At 37.1% G+C, this 13,210-nt stretch carries 13 protein-coding genes; 3 read left to right on the top strand and 10 right to left on the bottom strand.

Features of this window, described 5'->3' with window-relative positions:
* Nucleotides 1–50: 50 nt before the first annotated feature.
* The 4 genes from AB5M32_RS02060 to AB5M32_RS02045 form a co-directional block, all read right to left on the bottom strand.
* Nucleotides 51–1,880 (bottom strand): hypothetical protein, encoded by a 1,830-nt coding sequence (locus tag AB5M32_RS02060; RefSeq protein ID WP_368024267.1) that lies wholly within the window; start codon nt 1,878–1,880, stop codon nt 51–53.
* Nucleotides 1,881–1,909: 29 nt separating this feature from the next.
* Nucleotides 1,910–2,050, bottom strand: coding sequence for a hypothetical protein (locus tag AB5M32_RS02055; protein WP_010719270.1), 141 nt, complete (start codon nt 2,048–2,050; stop codon nt 1,910–1,912).
* A 355-nt stretch (nt 2,051–2,405) separates the two neighbouring features.
* The gene (locus AB5M32_RS02050; RefSeq protein ID WP_368024266.1) at nt 2,406–3,341 is read right to left on the bottom strand and encodes an alpha/beta hydrolase; all 936 of its coding nucleotides are present in this window, start codon (nt 3,339–3,341) and stop codon (nt 2,406–2,408) included.
* Nucleotides 3,342–3,683: 342 nt separating this feature from the next.
* Nucleotides 3,684–4,778 carry a DUF871 domain-containing protein gene (locus tag AB5M32_RS02045; protein WP_010719272.1) on the bottom strand — a complete coding sequence of 365 codons (1,095 nt, stop codon included), beginning with the start codon at nt 4,776–4,778 and terminating at the stop codon, nt 3,684–3,686.
* 184 nt (nt 4,779–4,962) lie between these two features.
* On the opposite strand from AB5M32_RS02045, the gene AB5M32_RS02040 reads away from it, so the two are divergent.
* The gene (locus AB5M32_RS02040; RefSeq protein ID WP_010719273.1) at nt 4,963–5,721 is read left to right on the top strand and encodes a peptidylprolyl isomerase; all 759 of its coding nucleotides are present in this window, start codon (nt 4,963–4,965) and stop codon (nt 5,719–5,721) included.
* 127 nt (nt 5,722–5,848) lie between these two features.
* On the opposite strand, the gene fabZ is transcribed toward AB5M32_RS02040, so the two are convergent.
* Nucleotides 5,849–6,289 carry a 3-hydroxyacyl-ACP dehydratase FabZ gene (gene fabZ, locus AB5M32_RS02035; RefSeq protein ID WP_010719274.1) on the bottom strand — a complete coding sequence of 147 codons (441 nt, stop codon included), beginning with the start codon at nt 6,287–6,289 and terminating at the stop codon, nt 5,849–5,851.
* Between the two features lie 216 nt (nt 6,290–6,505).
* Here fabZ and fabI point away from each other — a divergent pair, with 216 nt between their 5' ends.
* On the top strand, nt 6,506–7,261 hold the full coding sequence (gene fabI / locus AB5M32_RS02030; RefSeq protein ID WP_010719275.1) for an enoyl-ACP reductase FabI: 756 nt from the start codon (nt 6,506–6,508) through the stop codon (nt 7,259–7,261).
* Between the two features lie 448 nt (nt 7,262–7,709).
* Here fabI and AB5M32_RS02025 read toward each other — a convergent pair whose 3' ends face one another.
* A complete protein-coding gene (locus AB5M32_RS02025; RefSeq protein WP_010719277.1) occupies nt 7,710–8,723 on the bottom strand; it encodes a branched-chain amino acid aminotransferase in 1,014 nt (337 codons plus the stop codon).
* A gap of 168 nt (nt 8,724–8,891) precedes the next feature.
* Between AB5M32_RS02025 and AB5M32_RS02020 the strand changes: the two genes are divergently transcribed.
* Nucleotides 8,892–9,806 carry a mechanosensitive ion channel family protein gene (locus AB5M32_RS02020; protein WP_034697771.1) on the top strand — a complete coding sequence of 305 codons (915 nt, stop codon included), beginning with the start codon at nt 8,892–8,894 and terminating at the stop codon, nt 9,804–9,806.
* Nucleotides 9,807–9,896: 90 nt separating this feature from the next.
* Here AB5M32_RS02020 and cbpB read toward each other — a convergent pair whose 3' ends face one another.
* From cbpB to racE, 4 genes are all read right to left on the bottom strand, one after another.
* On the bottom strand, nt 9,897–10,397 hold the full coding sequence (gene cbpB, locus AB5M32_RS02015) for a cyclic-di-AMP-binding protein CbpB (RefSeq protein WP_010719279.1): 501 nt from the start codon (nt 10,395–10,397) through the stop codon (nt 9,897–9,899).
* A gap of 107 nt (nt 10,398–10,504) precedes the next feature.
* Nucleotides 10,505–11,017, bottom strand: coding sequence for a metallophosphoesterase (locus AB5M32_RS02010; protein WP_010737496.1), 513 nt, complete (start codon nt 11,015–11,017; stop codon nt 10,505–10,507).
* The gene (gene rph, locus AB5M32_RS02005; RefSeq protein WP_010737495.1) at nt 11,014–12,363 is read right to left on the bottom strand and encodes a ribonuclease PH; all 1,350 of its coding nucleotides are present in this window, start codon (nt 12,361–12,363) and stop codon (nt 11,014–11,016) included. Before rph ends, AB5M32_RS02010 begins: the two co-directional genes overlap by 4 nt.
* 3 nt (nt 12,364–12,366) lie before the next feature.
* A complete protein-coding gene (gene racE / locus AB5M32_RS02000; protein WP_207432275.1) occupies nt 12,367–13,188 on the bottom strand; it encodes a glutamate racemase in 822 nt (273 codons plus the stop codon).
* Nucleotides 13,189–13,210 lie beyond the last annotated feature (22 nt).

Genomic DNA, 13,210 nt, shown 5'->3' with positions numbered 1-13,210 from the left:
GTCTAGTTCTTCTAAACTGATTCAAAAAGAACGAGTGATGGTAAACCTTGTCATCTCTCTTGATCAAAGATAGAATTTTTATAAACATCCCTTATTTGCGAATTACTAGCTCGTGTTTTTTTCACTTTCTTTTGAGCAAAGTGTTCTGGATAAGCTATTTTCAATGCTCTTTCTTCTCCTAAATTATTCGCTAACTCTGTATTTTTTCCACTCAATTTCTCAAGATCATTAATATAAACATAACGCCCTAACTGCATTGTACTTGAAAAAATAGCAAAATCTACTGCGGCAGAAAAATGATGAAATCCCTGTTTTGATTTTAAATAAGCACTTTGATCAATGATATAATCTGTAACTTTTCCTCCATTGCTAATTAAAGATAAATCCCTTTGAAGGATAAAGTCACTTTTGTTCTTATCGTTGCGCTTATTGAGTGCTTGTGCTAGTTCTGATAGGTTAGATTTAGAAATTTCAAATTCATGTACACAAGGTAACAGACCATTTACTTGCGTTCTTTTTTGATAGTAACCTGTGGGATCAACCACTGAAACGATAAAGTTCCCGAAAGTATTTTTCCGTATCACACAACCAAGATTCTGTTTTTCATGAGGACCCTTGTCCTTCAACTTGATCTGAATATCATGAGAAGTAACTAGAAAAGAAGTTGGATCGCCTGGCATTAATCGAGAGAGTTCTTGTACAATCGAATTTTTTTCTAACTGATAATACTTACTATATTGAAGTGAACGGCTAATTGCTGCCACTTCATTTGGCAGAACAATCCCTCTTGACTGTTTTAATTGTTCTTCTGCTTTCTCAAATATTTCTTTTGGTTCCCGCAGCTCAGCTAGGTAAATCCCTCTGTCTTCTACTTCTACTGAATCTTGTCTATACGGCGATTTTCTTTGTTGAGAAGTTGTGAGTATTGTATCTTCAATTTTTGTTTTCCAATTCTTATCCATATTTTCCACTTGTTCAGTTTTATTATGTACAATAACCATCGAATGAAGAAGATCTTCCGAATATTGTAATTGGTTCATCCTCTTAAGTGCTGCGTAATGAAACTCATTCATCAAACGTTTATGATTATTTTGTTGAGTTGCTGGTGTAAGATTGAAGTAATCCATTGGGGGCTTCGTTTGTTCATCAATTGCCTTCCCCTTCTGATCTTGTATTTGACCGTTCTTTTGAACATCCTCATGAATTTGATCAATAGCATTCCCATAAAAAATGTAGTCAACGGTGTAATATAGTTGCGGAAGTAAGAAATGAAATTTTTTTGAATGTGATATATTCTTTGCCGTTTCTTTTATTTCTTGTTTATTCCTAAGATTCTCAAATTTATCCACTAGTGTAGTCTCATTCACATGGCTAGAGTGTAAAGGCGTGCCCAATAGATTGGCTAACTCTTTGGTTTTGTCTTGATCGACTGCGTATTTGCGAATCGTGAGCTCTTGGTCATTCGAAGCCACCAATGTAACGAGATATTTATTTTTTTGATTTTGGATAATTGCTCCTGTTAAACTAGTATATATAGGCTCATTTTCAGTGGTGTCTTTAATCAACTCTTTTTCCTCTTTATGTAACGGTCTCCCACTTAGGAGTGGTAATACGAGAAAACGAGCTTCATCTCCACTTAAGTGTAAAAGTTCCTGTTCTATTTTTTGTGTATCTTGGATAGCATCGCTACTCCGTTCGAATGAATCGTACATTGTAAACTGACCTTTTTCTTCAACTAAACTTGTTATGTTAGGATCGGCACTCCCGTTGATCATATGACCCCAAATTTTCAAATTCTCTTTAAACATCGCTTTCGTCTCATTCAAATCAGGAATATGCCGAATATCTCCAACTGGAAGATCAAAAAATTGTTCATACATTTTGAAATTCCCAAATTTGTCTTGCTTATTTACTTCAATCGAAGGTTTTTTTTGAACAAACGTTTTGTGCGGTTCACAATTGAATGTTTAGTATCTTTAGAGGATATTGAATTGACTAATAATCGTGCGCGCAAAGCTTGTTCTAGTTCTAGTTTATTTGCCAGTGGCATTTTTTCGCTCCCTTTCTTGAGATCATTTTTTATAATAAAAATCGTTTCGTGCGATTGATTCGCTTTTTTTCATGAAACGATTTTATATCCGTTTTTATGTCAAAAAGGCTCCTAAATTCATTTTCTCTATTTTCATTCTTCACAATGTATTTTTCGATAATGACAGAAAGGTTCCTCTTTGCCTATTCTTGATTTTCGTTCGTTTTTTTGTCTGATTTATGTAAAATTCTCAACTATATATGTAAGCAGTCACCCATATTTCTATTGTGAACGGATGACTGCCGGTAAATAAAAAGAATGAGTTCTCTCTATTAGAATCCTAAAATTATTTTTGTATTAGCTATTAGCAAACAACTCATTGGACATATTTTGCTAAAAACTCTTTGACGGTTTGCTGATACTTTTCTGGGTCTGCTTGATACGCTTTTGCGTGTTCGGCTCCCTTGACCACGTATTTTTCTTTTGGTCCCTTGGTTGCAGCATATACTTTTGCTAACATATTATAGGGAACGAATGTATCCGCATCACCATGGATAAATAACATCGGTTTCGTATTTTTAGTTAATTGATCAACGGCACTTGCTTCCCCAAAAAAATACCCTGCTCGAATTTTTGTAATCAAGCTAGTCACTTGGATCAATGGAAAAGAAGGTAAGTTGAACATATCTTTTAGTTGATATGCAAGTTCTTCATCAACTGACGAATACCCACAGTCTTCGATGATCGCTTTCACGTTATTTGGTAGCTTCTCACCGCTCGTCATCATCACAGTTGCTGCACCCATACTTACTCCATAAAGCACGATTTGTTGCGACTGCCCTGTTTCTGCTAAGATTTTATCGATCCATTGGACGTAATCTTTTCGCTCTGGCCAACCGAATCCGATATAATCCCCTTCACTACGCCCGTGGCCTCGAGCATCTGGAACTAACACATTGTAGCCTAAATCATGAAACATTTTTGCATAATTTGCCATTGTTTCTGCATTCCCCATATAACCATGGGCAACAATAACTGTTTTATCACTTTTCTTTTCTGCTGGCAGATAGATCGCAGACAATTTCAAATGATCTGTTGATGTTAGATACCAGTAAGTGCGATTCTCTTTCTGATTGAACCACTTTGTCGCCTCGTTTTCTTTTGTTGTTTGAGAAGTTCCCGGCGTATCGTTTTCTAAAAAATCCTTTTCTGATGGGACAACTGCATAATTATAAAAATAGTTGCCTGCAAATAATAGAACCACTATCACGACAATAGCAATTCCGATTATTATTTTTGTCAAAAGTTTCATCGCTTTCCTTCCTTATTCCATTATTAATACTAATTCTTGATTAAGTATAAACAAAGAAGTTATTCGATGCAATCCTTCCAAGAGTAAATATAAAGCTCCACATCACCCATTTCTCTTCAAATTTCATTTATAAATAGTTGTAAAAAAAACCATCTTCACACAACTAATCTATCAAGATCAGTCTTGTTATCTCAGAGACATAACATCTTGACAAATTATTTAGACTAATCAATTTTTCAATCATTTTTACAAAAAAAACTTCAAAACCAGTTGAATTAACCGGCTTTGAAGTTTCCCCGATGTTCTTAGCTTTTAAACAAAAAATTTAAAAGTTAGGAACCATTATTTTTTATTTTCGATCATTTTAAAACTTGACCACGGTTTTAAGAAGTCTAATAAGAACAATTCATCTTCTGAAATACGTCCGACTACATTCACACGACCGTCATTTTTCATCTCTTTTAGCGCAATTTGAGTTTCACCTTTGTATTGGTCATACCCCACATTATCAATCAAGACATCCCCGCGAGACATGTCCCGGGTATTATGTGGTGGGAATGGTTTATCTTTATAGTAGATTCGTGTCATTGTTGATCGAAGGATATATTCTGAACGATCACCACGATAGCTGTGGAGATTATCAAACAAACAAATCCGTTCATCTTCGGTGATATCTTCTTCAACATCTACTTTCAACGTTGGATAATCTGCATTAAATGCTTCTGCCATCGCTTTTAGTTCTTCCTCGCTCGCATAAGCATTGCCGATAGAAATATCATCGATCAAACCCGTAAGCATCAAGTGCTTGACTTGTGTAGAAATCTCTAAGTTTCGATGATCTTCAAGCGAACACAACCCGTCTTGCGTTGGCCATGGTCCGAAATCAGCGGTTTGAGAATTGACGAATGCCATTGTATTCAAATTATAATTTCTAAATTTTTCTGAGCAATACACAAAATGATCATAACTCAAACCAGAATAGCGATGAGGGTAAAAATTATGAGACCCTAACAAATTATTAGTATTCGGAGAATAACTCATGATGTTGTCAACATAACTAGTTCCAGAACTCATATTGATCTCAATCTTAATACCGTATGGATTACGTGTCATTTTTGCTTCTTCAGCTCCCGTAAACCCGATATCTAAACGGATGCCGTACGCTCCCATCTTATGGAAAAAGGAAAGATCATCGTAGGATATCCCTAATTGTTCAAATAATGCTGGGTTGATATCTACCATAACTTCCATTCCTAATTGGTTTGCATATTCCACAACTTTAGAAAAATCAGCTAAAACCTTCTCTTTGTCATCTTCTATTTGTAATAAGCTAGTAAATACACGTTTGAATCCATATTTATGTGCTAAATCCAAATATGCTTTGTCCTTTTTGAACGTTGAACGTTCCGGATAAATCGAAATACCTAATTTTCCCATCAGTTGAATCCTCCCAAAATCTTTTTTGTATCCACTTACATTATAACAAAATCGCTTTAAATGGTCTACACCTTTGAGAAAAGTGATCATAAACGAAGAAATTATGAGAAAAAGAATAGGTAAATTGAACATTATTTGTTATCATTATAGATAACAAACTGATTATCTTTGAAAGGAACCAAAAATGAAAACAAAAAAACTTCTTTTAAGTATGGGATTGGTTGCAACCCTACTATTTGCAGCAGGGTGTAATCAAAGTGAACCAAAAACAAACACTTCTGAAACAACAAGTTCAACAGAAAAAACAACGGAAAGCAGTACAAAAGAAAGTGTCGATTTAAACGCACTCCCTCTTCCTCAATTGAGCAATGAGGTCGCTGCCAATGAAGATCTGGTTGAGATGGTCACATCAAAAGGGACAATCAAAATGAAATTATTCCCTGAATTGGCCCCTAAAGCAGTTGAGAATTTTATGACACATGCTAAAGATGGCTATTACGATGGCTTGACTTTCCACCGAGTGATCAAAGATTTCATGATCCAAGGAGGCGATCCTAAAGGGGATGGTACTGGCGGTGAAAGTATTTGGGGCAAAGGATTTGAAACTGAAATATCTAACCAGCTTTACAACATCCGCGGAGCTTTATCCATGGCACGTGCCCAAGATCCTAACAGTAATGGGAGCCAATTTTTTATCGTCCAAAACTCAGATGATATGCATGACGGACTATTAAAAGATGATTACCCTCAAGCAATCATCAATGCGTATAAAAATGGTGGCTATCCTAGTTTAGATGGTGAATATACGGTCTTTGGACAAGTCATCGAAGGAATGGACGTTGTAGATAAAATCGCAGAGGTTGAAACAGATGCCTCAGATAAACCAAAAGAAGCGGTTAAAATTGAAAAAATCAATATCTTACAAGAAGCGAAAGAATCATAAGACGAATCATTAAGTAAAAGCCGAAGAATAACGAAAGGTACTCCATTGCCCTTCGCTGTTCTTCGGCTTTTACTGATAACTGGGTCCTTGTAAATTCTGCTTTTATAAAAAAAGCCGCTTTACCCAATTAAGCATCTTTGTTCACAATAAAAGTAAACTCACACTCACAAACTTTTTTATCCTCGACATAAGCCGCAGATAAAGCGGTCCCTACTGCACCCTTCATTTTTGTGATTTCAAAATGACATTTCATCACGTCACCAGGAACCACTTTCTGGCGAAATTTCGCTTTGTTAATCCCACCGATATACGCTCTTTTGCCTAAAAATTCTTCTGATTTTAAAATCAGAATCGATCCAGCTTGCGCTAAGGTTTCTAGAATCAATGCACCAGGCATTACTGGATTATCAGGAAAGTGTCCTTGGAAGAAATCTTCATTGATTGTTACATTTTTCGTTGCGACGATTTTCTTTCCTGGTTCTAAGGTATCGACATAATCGATATAGCATATTGGATAACGATTGGGAATCAAATCCATTACTTCAGTAGCTGATAATACGTAAGACATAATATACTCCTTCTTTTGGCTAATTGCCTTGATTATTACTTTGATTATCAAAGTATCATATTCTTAAATTTTTAGCAATCTTTTTTTATTATTAAAAAAAATAGTTTGACAATCAAAGCATTTTGACTAATAATAGAAAATCAAGAGGTTATTATTTTGCAATTATTGTTTATTATACAACCTATTAAATCTTTTTAAGATCAAAGGAGTGTCAATATGTCTTTTTTAGAAGGAAAGAAAATCGTCATTATGGGCGTCGCAAATAAGCGAAGTATTGCTTGGGGTTGTGCCGAAGCAATGATGAAACAAGGTGCTGAGATCATCTATACTTATCAAAATGAACGCATGAAAAAATCATTGCTTAAATTAGTCGGCGAAGATGCCTTTACGGTGGAATGTGATGTATCAAGTGATGAAAGTATTGAAAAAGCAATGGATGCAATCGGCGAATATGCTGGAGAAATCCACGGCCTAGTACACGCGATCGCATACGCAAACAAAGAAGAATTATCAGGAAACGTATCCGATATCTCACGTGATGGCTATCAATTAGCGCAAGATATCAGTAGCTATTCATTAATCGCTGTAACAAAATATGCACAAAAGTATCTAGCACATAACAGCGGAATTGTAAGCATGTCTTATTTAGGATCAGAACGCGCTATTCCTAACTACAACATGATGGGAATTGCAAAAGCATCTTTAGAAGCAGCCATCCGTTACTTAGCTGCAGAACTATCTCCTAAAGGCATTCGTGTCAACGGTATTTCAGCTGGGGCGATCAAAACATTAGCGGTTACTGGCGTGAAAGATTACCAAAAATTGATCCAATTATCTGAATCACGTACACCAGATCAACAAGGTGTGACGATCGAAGAAGTCGGAAATGCCTGTGCCTTTTTAATTAGCCCATTATCAAGCGGAATGATTGGCGACATTGTTTATGTAGATAAAGGCGTCCACTTATCTTAAGAGAACCCTATTTACTTTAGTCATCCCATTAAAACAACGCGAATCGCTTTTTATTTAAGTAAGATAACGGAAAATTCGTTTAACACTAACGAACTCACCGGTTTCAAATAAACTTTAAACGACGACCTACTATTGATAGGCTTATCAATATTGGGTCGTCTTATTTTTATTGATCCCTAAAAAAATATGAGACCCAGACAATGATACGCATGAAATATGCCTATCTAGATTAATGCGGCAGATTACAAGCCAATTGATTGTTAAAATATAAACAGTTTATATTTTAATATGAGTGAAATTGTATCTTCTATTTGGTGATGGATAAACTCTTCTAAAGTAGTATGTGGCAAGAAAGCTTGTAAAACTAATTTATAAAAAAACTAGGACAGATCATCTATATCTGTCCTAGAAATCGTAGCATCTCTTTTTTATTAGATTATACTGTTGTTTATTCGACTACTTCGATCCAACCCTCAGGCGCTTCTACATCGCCAAACTGGATCCCTGTCAATTCATCATACAATCGTTTAGTTACAGGACCAACTTCTGTTTCGCTATGGAAAACATGTAAGTTATTTTGATAATAGATCCCTCCGATCGGTGAGATGACCGCTGCTGTGCCACACGCTCCTGCTTCGGCAAACTGATCTAATTGATCAATAAAGATATCCCCTTCGACAGCAGTTAAGCCTAAACGCTCTTCAGCCAATTGTAAGAGTGAATATTTCGTGATACTCGGTAAAATCGATGGCGATTGCGGTGTGATAAATTGCCCATCTTTAGTAATACCAAAGAAATTCGCTGCACCGACTTCTTCAATTTTCGTGTGAGTAGCAGGATCTAAATACACGCAGTCTGAATAATCTAATTCCTTCGCTTGTGTACCTGGCAACAGACTAGCTGCATAGTTCCCTCCTACTTTTGCTGCCCCTGTTCCATTAGGTGCTGCCCGGTCGTACTCTGATACGATAAAGTTCGTTGGTTTCAAACCACCTTTAAAGTAAGCACCAACTGGTGTACAGAAAACGACAAATAAGTACTCTGGCGCTGGGTGTACACCAATGTTTTCACCGACACCAATCAGAAAAGGACGTAAGTATAATGTTGCGCCTGTTCCATAAGGTGGTACAAATGCTTCGTTCGCTTTGACTACGTCTTTCACAGCTTCAATGAACATTTTTTCTGGTACCATCGGCATCAATAACCGTCTAGCACTTTGATTCAAACGACGGCTGTTTTGATCTGGTCGAAAAAGATTGATCTTGCCATCTTTTCTTCGGTAAGCTTTTAATCCTTCAAAGCATTGTTGTCCATAATGAAGCGCTGGAGAACCTTCATGGATTGTTAAATAGTTGTCTTCCGTCAATTCTCCTTTTTCCCATTGACCATCTTTCCACTTTGCAACGTAACGCCAAGGAGTTTTGATATATGAGAAACCTAAATTATTCCAATCCAATTGCATATTCATTCCACCTATCTTTGTTTTGTGAATATTTTAGCACTATCCTTGAGGTTTGTCATTTTATTTTTTGGAAAATTTCTGAAATTTGAAACAGTTTTGCTGATTTTCTTTTTCCCTCGTTCTTGTTACAATACAGTAGTGAGTATATATTTTAGAAAAGGGGATCTTATGTTTTTACAACTAGCGACAACAGCAACCACTTCCACTGGTGAAACATTAACTGACCAAGCAGTCCACCAAGTGAATGCTTTTCAACGTTTCTGGAATACGATCGATTGGGATGCAATTTTTGCAACCTTCATCCAAAAAGGACTTTATTTAGTTTTTTTAATTCTTTTATTTGCCATACTCAACCGTGTCGGAAAATATTTAATTGATAAATCTTTTAAACAATATTCTAAGAAATCGGTTTTGAATGAAAGTCGTTTAAAAACGTTACACAGTCTGTTAAATACGATTTTCCAATACACGATGGGTTTTTTCTTTATTTATGCGATTTTATCCGTCATTGGTGTTCCGATTGGTTCATTGTTGGCAGGAGCGGGAATTGCTGGGGTAGCAATTGGATTGGGCGCACAAGGCTTTATGAGTGATGTGATTACTGGCTTTTTCATTATTATGGAACAACAAATGGATGTCGGAGATTATGTAAAATTAGCGAATCTGTCAATTGAAGGAACAGTGGCTTCTGTCGGTATTCGGACGTTACAGTTAAAAGCCGTAGACGGTACGGTCCACTTTATTCCCAATCGAAACATCACGACTATCAGCAATCTATCCAGAGCGAATATGCAAGTTCTACTTGATATTCGCATCGTGCCGGAAGAAGGCTATGATTCTATCTACGAAATCATCGATCGTGTAAATCAACGATTAGCTGAAAAATACCAAGACGACTTACAAACTGAACCAACAATTTTTGGATTAGTCGATTTAGGGAACAGTAATTTTGCGATTCGAACCATTTGTTATGCCTTGAATGGGAAACAATTTGTTTTGAAAGAAGAATTTTTGAGTTCTTATGTAAAAGAATTGACAACAGCAGGATTTACCATTCCTAACAGCCCGATCAGCTTGAAATAAAAAAGAGTGAGACGATTCCTTACGCTTTCCATTAAATGACCTTAATGGAGAAATAAGTGTAATCAGTCTCAATCTTTTTTGCTTTAATCGTTAACTAACGATGTCTAACTTTTCTTTTAATTCTTCGACTTTAGGCGAAACAATGTTTCGTCGTTCCAATTCATGCACCATATAGTTGACTGCCTTTAGTAGTTCTTTTCGAGTAATGATCCCTTTAAAAACTTTGTCTTCTGTAACAACCGGTAGAAAAGGTGAATCAACTAATAAATGGAGAACTTCTTCTAGTTCCCAATTTTCATCGATCGTTGCAACATTCGTTTCCATTACATCTGCAACGGTTAGTCCTTCTAATGGGTCCATGCTGATCGTTTGTAGATCGATCATTTTATTGACGACATCAGATAAGCTAACTAATCCCACGAAACGGTCATCTTTTCCTAGTACAGGGATCTTCGTATAACCTACTTTCGATAAAACAAGCAAACCATGTGATAATGGATGTTGATACATGACATTCGCTACATTTTCAGCCGAGATCAAAAAAGTCTCTCGATTTTGTAGCAATAACTCTCTTACAATCGGTCCAATCATTGGAGGGCCTCCATTTCAATTTCATTTCAACATAATTATTTTACCGAAAACGGATGCAAAATTCATATAAAAAATCGAGATTTTAGTAAAAATTAGAGATTTTTTGCTTACAAGGAAAAAGTGAAAGCCAGTTCCTCGACAGGTTGATGCGCTCGATTATAATATTGAACATTGACTTGTTCTCCACTGTGTTCAATCAAGGCATAAGAAGGGATTTGGATCGGTCCTCGTGGTTGCGAAATGCTTCCAGGATTCAAATACAAGACCCCTTCTACTACCTCACAACCAATTTGATGCGTATGACCAAAAAAGACCATCGTTGCTTGGTTGGCTTGCGCTTCAAGCGCTAATTGAGTAAGACCAAAACGAACATTTGCCAAATGTCCATGAGTGATAAATATTTTATCTTTCCCAGTATCAACCCACTCTTTTTCAACAAATCCCGGTCCGAAATCACAATTTCCCTTGACTACATGGAAGTGCGTCCACAATTGATCTTCTGGCGATAATTCTGAATCGCCACAGTGAAAGAAGAAATCCACTTTCGTTTGATAACGAGCAACTAGATCAGCTAAGATTTCCCGATCACCATGGTTATCACTGACAACTAAATATTTCATTTGTTTTCACCTTCCAACCAGCTTTGCCATACTTGGCTCAATTTTTTCATTGCTTGTGCCCGGTGGCTGACTTGGTTTTTTTCTTCACTTGACATTTCGGCTGCAGTTTCAGTTGAACCGTCAGGAATAAATAGTGGATCATACCCAAAGCCGTTGTCTCCTCTTGGGATTCTTCCTACTTTTCCTGGCCATTGCGCTTCCACCACTAGACTTTCTTTATCCGGTGCAGCAAAAACCAAGGTGCAATGAAATTGCGCCGTTCTTTTCTCATCTGGAATCTCCGTCATCTCATAAAGTAATTTCGCATTGTTTCCTGCGTCACTTTTGTGTTCGCCGGCAAATCGTGCAGAGTAGATCCCTGGCATGCCGCCTAAAGCATCTACTTTCAAACCAGAGTCATCAGCTAATACAGGTTGATTCAACAAATAAGCAATCGTTTCCGCCTTCAGACGAGCATTTTCCTCAAACGTTGAACCAGTTTCTTCTACATCAGGTAATTCAGGATAGTCAAACAATGTTTTGACTTCATAACCTGCTTTGCCAAACATCGCTTTAAATTCTTCTGCTTTCCCAGCATTTTTGGTAGCAATAACGATCGTCTTCAAATCGTCCTCTCTTTCTGCTCGTTGCTCGAACAAGACATTTTTTTGTTCAAGAATCAATTGCTCAATCGCCGTTTTCCCATAAAAGAGCAGATCGTTTAATTGTTCTCCATCAAAGGTTGCTTCTTCCCCAGTTCCTTGAATCTCGACAAATTTGCCAGATTCAGTCATGACTAGATTCATATCGACTAGCGCTGCAGCATCTTCTTCATAATCTAAATCTGCCACACATGTCTGATCGGGTAAAATCCCAACACTGATAGCAGCTAAATGTTCAATAACTGGGTCTTCACGTAAAACTTTTGTTTGAAGTAACTTTTCGACTGCTAATTTTAACGCAATAAAAGCTCCTGTGATGCTAGCCGTTCTTGTCCCACCATCTGCTTGCAAAACATCGCAATCAATGATAATACTACGTTCGCCTAACTTTTTCAGATCAACGACCGCTCTTAACGAACGACCAATCAACCGTTGGATTTCCATTGTGCGTCCTGAAAGTTTTCCTTTGCTGCTTTCTCTTCGATTTCTAGTATGAGTCGCACGTGGCAACATGCTATATTCTGCTGTTACCCAACCAGTTCCTGTTTCTCTTAAAAATGGCGGAACGTTTTCTTCAATCGTAGCAGAACAATTGACGATCGTATCACCAAAGTGAATCATAACAGAACCTTCTGGATGTTTAAAAACATTTGTTTCAATCTTTATTTTTCTTAACTGCTGAGGTTGTCTTCCATCGTGACGCATCTGTTATTTCCCTCCTAATTCAATATGCTCAACATTCAACTGATCGAGCATCAGCCAATCTTGTGCAATCTCTTTAAAAAGCTTAGCTGAACCAGTCGTATAGAATTGACATAACGTCCGACCCTCACTGACTGAATTGCTGATTTCAAAATAGTCCAGCAACATCGAAACTTCCCCGACAGTCTCTGCACCTGAATCGATTAATGTTACACTTTCTCCCATAACGTTTTGGATAATCGGACGTAACAAAGGGTAATGGGTACAACCCAATATTAATGTATCGATTTTCTTAGTAACCAATGGCGCTAGTGTCTGGGCAACGATTTTTTTTGCAACTGACGAATGATATTCATTACTTTCCACTACCGAAACGAATTTTGGACAAGCCAAACTAGTCACGGCAAGTTCAGGTACCTTCGTTTTCAGCGCTGTTTCATAAGCACGACTTTTGATCGTTCCGAGGGTTCCGATAATCCCTACTTGTTTATTTCTTGTTTGTTTAACAGCTGCTCTTGTCCCAGGTAAGATCACACCAATGACTGGAATAGGAAGTGCCGCCTTGATTTCTTCTAAAGCAACCGCAGTAGCAGTATTACAGGCAATCACTAACATTTTGATGTTTTGTTCCACCAAATGATTCGTCATTTCCCAAGTAAATTCGATCACTTGTTCTGCCGGTCTAGGACCATAGGGGCAACGGGCAGTATCTCCAACATATAAGATATTTTCATTTGGTAATTGTTTCAATGCTTCTTTGACCACCGTCAATCCACCAACACCTGAATCAATAAAACCAATCGGGCGATTATCAGTCAATAGTATCATCCTTTTTCTCAATAAATTCTAT

This window comes from Enterococcus sp. C57, assembly GCF_040887305.1.
Taxonomy (GTDB): domain Bacteria; phylum Bacillota; class Bacilli; order Lactobacillales; family Enterococcaceae; genus Enterococcus_B; species Enterococcus_B hirae.
Note: the sequence above shows the minus strand (reverse complement) of the source record. Positions and strands in the feature narration are given on the sequence as shown.

Bases quoted from the DNA above. Each gene is read 5' to 3' on its own strand.
- AB5M32_RS02060 (WP_368024267.1), bottom strand. From the start codon at position 1,880: ATGTATGAACAATTTTTTGATCTTCCAGTTGGAGATATTCGGCATATT.
- AB5M32_RS02055 (WP_010719270.1), bottom strand. From the start codon at position 2,050: ATGCCACTGGCAAATAAACTAGAACTAGAACAAGCTTTGCGCGCACGA.
- AB5M32_RS02050 (WP_368024266.1), bottom strand. From the start codon at position 3,341: ATGAAACTTTTGACAAAAATAATAATCGGAATTGCTATTGTCGTGATA.
- AB5M32_RS02045 (WP_010719272.1), bottom strand. From the start codon at position 4,778: ATGGGAAAATTAGGTATTTCGATTTATCCGGAACGTTCAACGTTCAAA.
- AB5M32_RS02040 (WP_010719273.1), top strand. From the start codon at position 4,963: ATGAAAACAAAAAAACTTCTTTTAAGTATGGGATTGGTTGCAACCCTA.
- fabZ (WP_010719274.1), bottom strand. From the start codon at position 6,289: ATGTCTTACGTATTATCAGCTACTGAAGTAATGGATTTGATTCCCAAT.
- fabI (WP_010719275.1), top strand. From the start codon at position 6,506: ATGTCTTTTTTAGAAGGAAAGAAAATCGTCATTATGGGCGTCGCAAAT.
- AB5M32_RS02025 (WP_010719277.1), bottom strand. From the start codon at position 8,723: ATGCAATTGGATTGGAATAATTTAGGTTTCTCATATATCAAAACTCCT.
- AB5M32_RS02020 (WP_034697771.1), top strand. From the start codon at position 8,892: ATGTTTTTACAACTAGCGACAACAGCAACCACTTCCACTGGTGAAACA.
- cbpB (WP_010719279.1), bottom strand. From the start codon at position 10,397: ATGATTGGACCGATTGTAAGAGAGTTATTGCTACAAAATCGAGAGACT.
- AB5M32_RS02010 (WP_010737496.1), bottom strand. From the start codon at position 11,017: ATGAAATATTTAGTTGTCAGTGATAACCATGGTGATCGGGAAATCTTA.
- rph (WP_010737495.1), bottom strand. From the start codon at position 12,363: ATGCGTCACGATGGAAGACAACCTCAGCAGTTAAGAAAAATAAAGATT.
- racE (WP_207432275.1), bottom strand. From the start codon at position 13,188: ATGATACTATTGACTGATAATCGCCCGATTGGTTTTATTGATTCAGGT.